We start from the raw sequence: 6,946 nt of genomic DNA on the forward strand, positions 1-6,946 counted from the left end.
GCGATGTTCGGACACACTGTGGCAATCCGAACGGCACCCGCCTTTGAAGGCGGGTGCCGTTCTGTGAGTCTGCGATGAGGGACGGGCCTAGCCGGCCATGGACGGGGCGTACGGTGACAAGGTCGGAGCGAGCTGTACTCCGGGGGCCAGACCGAGGGCGATGAGAGCGTCGGGCAAGCCGCGTCCGACGCGGGCCGCCTCCAGCGTGCCCTGAGCGGCCAGCTGGCGGCAGCTGGCCGAGATGATCTCGAACAAGTGCCGCACCCGGCCAGATCCGCGGGGCAGCAGCTGGCCGCGGAAGTCCTCGTGGTGAGCGAGAACGAGGGCGGCAAGGCCGGCGACATGGGCCGAGGCCGTGCCGGTGCCGTCGAGAGCCGCGTATCCGCCCTGTGGCTCGCACGACAGGACCGCCACACCGGGGGCGGCCGCGTCGACGCCGGGGCCGTGGCAGCTGAACGGCGCGGCGAACAGCCCTTCCGGTGTCAACTGCGGTCCCGAATGGGTGGCTTGGGACGTGTCCTGCGGGTACGAGCCGAAGACTCCCAGCGCGCCCACGGTGAACACGGTGGGCAGCGAGCCCGGGAAGGCGACCGGCCCGCCGGTGTCGCCCGCCGGGGCGACGCAGGCGATGCCCGCCATGTTGGCGTCGGCGAGCTTGCGTGAGACCAGCGCCGACGAGTACGGGGTCGCCACTGCGATGTGCGCGATGTCGACCTCACGTTCAATGCAGTGGTCCAGGGCGGCGATGAGATCGCTGAAATGCCCGTCGTACATCACCTGACAGACCTCGATCTCGGCGTCGACCGCGATACCGATGACGCCCTTGCCGGTGTCCGCCCCGGCGATGATGCCCGCCGCGTGTGTACCGCTGCCCATCGTGTCGCGAGCCCATCCCTCGTCCGTGCCGCGAACGAGATCGGCCCCGGAGCGCACCCGTTGCTTCAGGTCGGGGTGCTCGGCACTGACGCCCGAACCGATGACCGCGATCTTGACGCCGAAGGCGCGGAACGTGGGGGGCAGCCGGTCCAGCCGCATGGCCTGCTGGCCCCAGCCGTACTGCTGCCGCTTCTCCAACTCCGGGTACGCCTGGGCCAGCGGGGTGAGGGTGACGAGGTTCTCCCGGGTCGCCGACAGGTCAGGGCGATGGATCCAGCGGTCCGTGTAACCGCCCCTGGGCCGCACGTACAGGGACTGAACGGACTGTACGGTCTCCGTCGCCAGCGCGATGGTGACCGTCCCATCGGCCCCGGTGATGCCCTGGCTCGGCCATGTCGCTCCGATCAGGAACACCCCCGCGCCGGCCAGCGGTTCGCCGTCCGGGCCGCAGACGCGCAACGAGATCTCTACGGGTTGCTCCAGCGGCGTGACCAGCCCCGGATCGCGGAGCGGCACAATGCCCGCGGTCGGTGTGGCGGCGGGTCCGGTTCCGGCCAGCGGCAGGTCCGGCTCGATGTGCACGTGCAGCGACTGCATCGCCGGTACCTGGGTCTCGGCTGCCTGGACGACTGCGATTTCCGGGCAGGAGAGGGGCAGCCCGGCCGACTGGAGCTTGCGCGACGGCTGGAGTCTGCGGATCACTTTGACTTCGGGCATCCGGTCCAGCTGGTCACAAACCGTGTCCATGTCGAGTTCGGGTACTCCCGGTGGGAGCAGTTGCTGCGGCAGCGGTGTCACCAAGTACCGCTCCCGGCGCGGCTGCACCGTGATCGGTGACTGCGCGCCTTTCTTGCGTGGTCCCGTTTCCTTGCTCTCAGGTCCCGGCCCACCTGCCCCCGCACCCTCGGACCCGCTCTCGCGGTTGCTTCCGGGCCTTTCCTTGACCATTACGTCCACCTTCACCACGCCTACGTCGTATGTGTGCTCCTGATCCGGCAACGGGCGGCTCGCGCTTCCACGGTGATGCGGCGTGCCCGGGAATCACCCCGAGGCACACCGCATCGCGCGCCGCCAGGAATCAGCCGATACCGAAGGGCTGACCCATCTGGCCGTAGCCGAAGCCCGGCTGCTGGTACTGCGGGAACTGCTGGCCGTACCCGCCGCCCCACTGCTGGCCCTGCTGGCCCTGCTGGCTTTGCTGGCCTTGCTGGAGCAGGGTCACGATCGCGGTAGGCAGCGCCTGCTGCACGGACTGCTCCACCGCGTGCCGGATACCCGCGTGCAGCGAGCGGTGCAGCGCGAGAGCCAGGTACGGGTGCGCCTGTTGGGCCAGCCCCTGCTGCTGGAGCTGCTGATGGACCTGCTGGATCTGCTGCAGCTGTTGGTGCATCTGTTGCGCGACCTGCTGGGCCGTCTGCTGGCACGCCTGCTGGATCGCCTGCTGGACTACCTGCGCGATCTGCTGCTGGCCGCCCATCTGCTGACCGAACTGCTGCAGGGGTTGGGTACCGGTCATCACCGACATGAATGCTCCATCCGAGTAAACAAGAGGGAAGCCGACATAGGATCTATATCGGCTTTATCGGAATAATCCGATGCACTCCGAAGCTAGGGCGTCGTCGCCTGGGCTGCAATCGGAGGAGCGCCACGGGGGCCAATGGCGATCGGATCGCCCACTCGCACAGCACGTGATTCGCCCTGCAGCCCAGGATCTGCCGAGCCTTCGTCGAACCAGACGACCGTCCGAGGGTTGGGGCTCACTCCGACGGGGCTCACGCCGCCAACCCGCGTCATCGAGAGCTGATTCGTTCCGGGTTTGATCGAGACTCTAGGTTGTGACTGTGACCTGGGGTTTCGTGGTTGCTCGGTAGTAGCTGGTCTCGTATTCGGCGGGCGGGGTGTACCCGATCTCACCGTGCAGTCGGCGGTGGCGGTACCAGTCGATCCACTCAGCGGTGGCCGGCTCGACCTCGGAGAGCGTCTTCCAGGGCCGGCGGGGCTTGATCAACTCGATCTTCAACAGGCAGATCGTGGACTCCATCAGGGCATTGTCATAGGCGTCGCCGACCGATCCGATCGACGCGGCGATGACTGCCCGGTCGAGGTGCTCGGCGAGCGCGAACGATGTGTACTGCGACCCGGCATCGGAGTGATGTATCAACTCTCCTTTCTGATGAGGGTGTTGATTTCGGTCGCGCTGACACAAGGCCATTTCAAGGGCTTCCAGGACGAGTTGCGTCTCCTTCGATGTGGCTGCTGACCAGCCGACGATGCGGCGGGAGAAGGTGTCCACGAAGAAGGCGACGTAGACGACGCCTGCGAACGTGGTGACGTGGGCGAAGTCGGCGACCCAGCAGCGGTTCGGGGCGGGGGCGACGAAGTCGCGGTCCACGAGGTCCGGGGCCCGTTCCGCGCTCGCATCAGGGAGGGTGGTGACCACCTTTTTGCCGCGGACCGCTCCGGTGCTGCCGAGTTCACGCATGAGACGCTCAACGGTGCAGCGAGCCACCGCGACATCCTGGCAGTTCAGGTGCCGCCAGATCTTCCGGGCGCCACAGACACGGTAGTTGGCTCGTACGCCTGGGTGCTGAGGGCCTTTCGCTCGGCGTCGCGGACGGTGCGGGCCGCGGGCGCGGCCTGGCGTTTGTGGTGGGCGTAGTAGGTGGACGGGGCGATCTTGCAGTCGTGGTCGGTGAGGACCCGGCAGATCGGCTCGACGCCGCCGAAGCGGTCCTTGTGCTCGTCGATGAACGCTACGAGCGTGTGTGTGGCCGGTCGAGTTCGGCCGCGAAGAAAGACGCTGCGGCCTTGAGGATGTCGCTGGCCCGCTTCAGCTCGGCGTTCTCCTTCGTCAGCCGCTTCAGCTCGGCCGACTCCTCGCTCGTCGCGCCCCGACGGGTCCCGGCGTCGATCCGGTCCTGCCGCACCCACTTGCGCAGCGTCTCGGTCGTGCCGATGCCCAGCTTCTGGGCGACCGCTTTCATCGCGGTCCACTCGGTGTCGTACTCCGGCCGCACCTCGGCGACCATCAGCACCGCACGACGGCGCAGCTCAAGCGGGTACTGGGAAGGACGTGCCATCACTCGACCCTCTCAAACGATCGAGTTCCTACCGAACCCGGAACGATTGACAGCGAGAACGCATGGACGGCATGACTGACTGGGCGTCAGGTCCACTTGGATCAGAGATCATGGGCTTTTTTCCTTACCCGTGACGCCCGGGATGCCGCGCGCCCACGGGTTGGGGGATCCGCCTGGTGTCGAGGACGAACCGTGGTGCAGCATCTGGCAGGTGATGCTGCGCAGGGTCACCGACTTACCGCCGCCCGTACTGGTGTTGACCAGGATATGCGGGGACTACGCGTTCCGGTCGAAGGAGACGACGCGGCCACCGGCGCCGTTCTTGGCGGGGAGCACCAAGAGGCCGTTGACACCCTATGACCGGAGCGGGCTCCGGAGCCTTGGCCACCAGCTCCCGCACCTTGAGGGCGCGGGCCGCCGAGCCACCGCGGCCGGAAGAACAGGGCACGGTGGCCTCGGGGCTGTACGCGACCAAGCGCAGCGCGACCAGGGACAGCGCGACGCGCCCCTCCAGACTGGTCAGCCAGTGCTTGTCACCCTCGCCCAGCCGCAGCGAGAGTCTCGGCCGCAATTCGCGGCGTGCCAGACCGAACGCCATCGGAACCTCGCCGGTCGAATTGCGTGCTGACCGGGGCCGCGTCGCCCTGCCGCGGGACCTGCCCGGTGGCCGGGCCGCAGGCTGCCGTCGTAGGATCGTTGCAGGTGAGCCGGGAAGTCTGGTCGGCGCTCTTGTCCGTCGGCCCCGGAGGCATTGGTGCAATCTTCCCCGTCGTGCTGCTCTGGCGAACGCAGCGAACTGCTCGGGTGCGGGTTCTGATGCGCGGCGGCGCGTATCTGGAGGCCGACTGGCGGCGAGAGACGCTGCGGACCAATCTGTGGTTCGTACCCGCGGCCGTGGTGCTCGCCGCTGCGGGACTCTTCGCCGTCACCTACAGCTTCGACCGCGCCGTCTACAGCGGGCATGCCACGCTTCCCTCCTGGGTGATCTCCGGCCACGCCGACGAGGCACGCCAGATCCTGTCGACGATGGCTGCCGCGGTCATCACTGTCGTCGCTCTGGTCTTCTCCATCACGATCGTGGCGCTGACGCTGGCCTCCACCCAGTTCGGGCCGCGCATGCTGCGCAACTTCATCCGGGACCGCGGGACGCAGCTGACCCTGGGCTCGTTCGTGGCCACGTTCTTCTACACCGTGGTCGTGCTGGTCGTGATCAGCCCGGGTCCGCACGGTGACTTCGTGCCCCATCTGTCCGTCACCGTCGCGCTGGGACTGACCCTGGTCGACCTCGCGGTCCTGATCTACTTCATCCACCACATCGCCACGAGCATCCAGCTGCCGCAGGTGATCGCCGGTATCGCGCGCGACCTGTCCGGGGCGATAGAGGCCCAGGGCGGCGAGGACCCCGCCACGCCCGTCAACCGGGAGTGCGGGCCCTCCTGGGAGGAACTCCTGGTCAAGATCGACGAGTCCGGCGCGGTGATCCGCACTCCGCACAGCGGGTATCTGCAGTTCATCCGCCATGAGCGACTGGTCAGGATCGCCGCCGACGCCGACGCCGTCATCCACCTGCCCTACCGGCCGGGACACTTCCTGGTCGAGGGGCATCCGCTGGCCGCCGTGTGGCCGGCCAAGGCCGCGGCCCAAGTGGAACACGAGCTCGCCCGAGGACAGGTCACAGGCCCTTACCGGACCCTGGCCCAGGACGTCTCGTTCGGCGTGGACCAGCTCGTCGAGATCGCCATCCGCGCACTGTCCCCGGCGGTCAACGACACCTTCACCGCCATGACCTGCATCGACTGGCTCAGCGACTGTCTGTGCCGCATCACCACGGGCTGGCACCCGCGCCGGGTGCGGCGGGACCCGAGCGGACGGGTGCGGCTGATCGCCTACCAGGCGGACTACGAGCGACTCATCGCGCGGTCCTTCGAGAAGATCCGGCAGGCCGGAGTGGGCATGCCGGCGGTCATGATCCGGCAGCTCGACGCCCTGTCCAAGATCATGGAGCAGACCCTGGAAGCGGAGCGCCGCCAGGTGCTGATGGACCAGGCGGACATGATCCAGCGGGCGTGCGACGACACCGTGCGGGAGGACAACGACCGCCGCGATGTGCGGGTCCGCTACGAGGCATTGCAGGCGCAGATGAAGGCCGGTCCCCGCCGGTGACCGGGGTCGCGGCCGAACACGGCCGTGACGTCCCGGCAACGTCAGCCGTCGCCACCCCACCCGGCTCGCACTCCAAACGGTGCGTACATCACCGATGGGCTCCGGAGCCACAAGCGAGGGCCGGCCGCGGGCGCCTATCGGGGTCGTTGGGCGTGGTAGCTGTTCAGCAGTCCTTACGGCGCTCGGCCGCTCTCCGTGGCGGCTGGTTTCCAGCCGGAGGCCGGAGGTTGAAGGCGTCCTGCACGCCGAGGTTGAGCCCTTGGCCGCCGGTCGCCGGGTGGATGTGGGCTGCGTCGTCGGCCGGCTGCATTCGGCCGATTCGGTAGCGCTCGGCTTGCCGGGTCGCGTCGCTGAAGTGGGAGAGCCAGCGCGGCAGGTGCGCGCTGAAGTCGGTGTCGGCGATGGCCCGCACCGCGGTGGCCGCCCCGAGATCTCGGGGCGGTAGGCCATGCGGCGCATCACCGCAGGTCCGAAGGGACGCAGATCACACAGTGAGCCTCTGGGTTACGGCTCCGGATTGCCCTACCGTAATCGACATAACGTACAAAACGGACCATTCGTGTCCGGTCCGTCACAAGGAGTAGGCCAACCAGGAACAGGCGCATCAGCCGCCGAATCCACCCGCCGCGGCCCAGGTCCACGACGACCACCGCGCAGCCCACTCCCCCGCCCCCACCCGTGGGGCGCACCACCACCCATCACCGCTGAACAGGCATGCCCGCCGGGGTGCCGTTGGAGGGATCTGCTGTGGCATTGGACAGTGCGAAGAAGGCGGCTGCCGCCGCCCTGGTGGCACTCACCGGAGCCACCCTGGCAGCCTGCGGAGC

At 68.2% G+C, this 6,946-nt stretch carries 3 protein-coding genes and 2 pseudogenes; 1 reads left to right on the forward strand and 4 read right to left on the reverse strand.

The window, feature by feature from the left end:
* Nucleotides 1-87: 87 nt before the first annotated feature.
* From ACO1BR_RS39185 to ACO1BR_RS39195, 3 genes and pseudogenes are all read right to left on the reverse strand, one after another.
* On the reverse strand, nucleotides 88-1,674 hold the full coding sequence (locus ACO1BR_RS39185; RefSeq protein WP_426799881.1) for a S8 family serine peptidase: 1,587 nt from the start codon (nucleotides 1,672-1,674) through the stop codon (nucleotides 88-90).
* A gap of 280 nt (nucleotides 1,675-1,954) precedes the next feature.
* Complete coding sequence (locus ACO1BR_RS39190) at nucleotides 1,955-2,392, reverse strand: hypothetical protein (protein WP_426799879.1); 438 nt, start codon at nucleotides 2,390-2,392, stop codon at nucleotides 1,955-1,957.
* 312 nt (nucleotides 2,393-2,704) lie between these two features.
* Nucleotides 2,705-3,956: pseudogene (locus tag ACO1BR_RS39195) on the reverse strand (IS3 family transposase).
* An 804-nt stretch (nucleotides 3,957-4,760) separates the two neighbouring features.
* On the opposite strand from ACO1BR_RS39195, the gene ACO1BR_RS39200 reads away from it, so the two are divergent.
* Complete coding sequence (locus ACO1BR_RS39200; RefSeq protein WP_426799880.1) at nucleotides 4,761-6,119, forward strand: DUF2254 domain-containing protein; 1,359 nt, start codon at nucleotides 4,761-4,763, stop codon at nucleotides 6,117-6,119.
* 176 nt (nucleotides 6,120-6,295) lie between these two features.
* Here ACO1BR_RS39200 and ACO1BR_RS39205 read toward each other — a convergent pair.
* Nucleotides 6,296-6,531, reverse strand: a pseudogene (locus ACO1BR_RS39205) (FAD-dependent monooxygenase); the annotation flags it as partial.
* Nucleotides 6,532-6,946: the final 415 nt, after the last annotated feature.

Source organism: Streptomyces sp. YGL11-2, assembly GCF_050054615.1.
Taxonomy (GTDB): Bacteria; Actinomycetota; Actinomycetes; order Streptomycetales; family Streptomycetaceae; genus Streptomyces.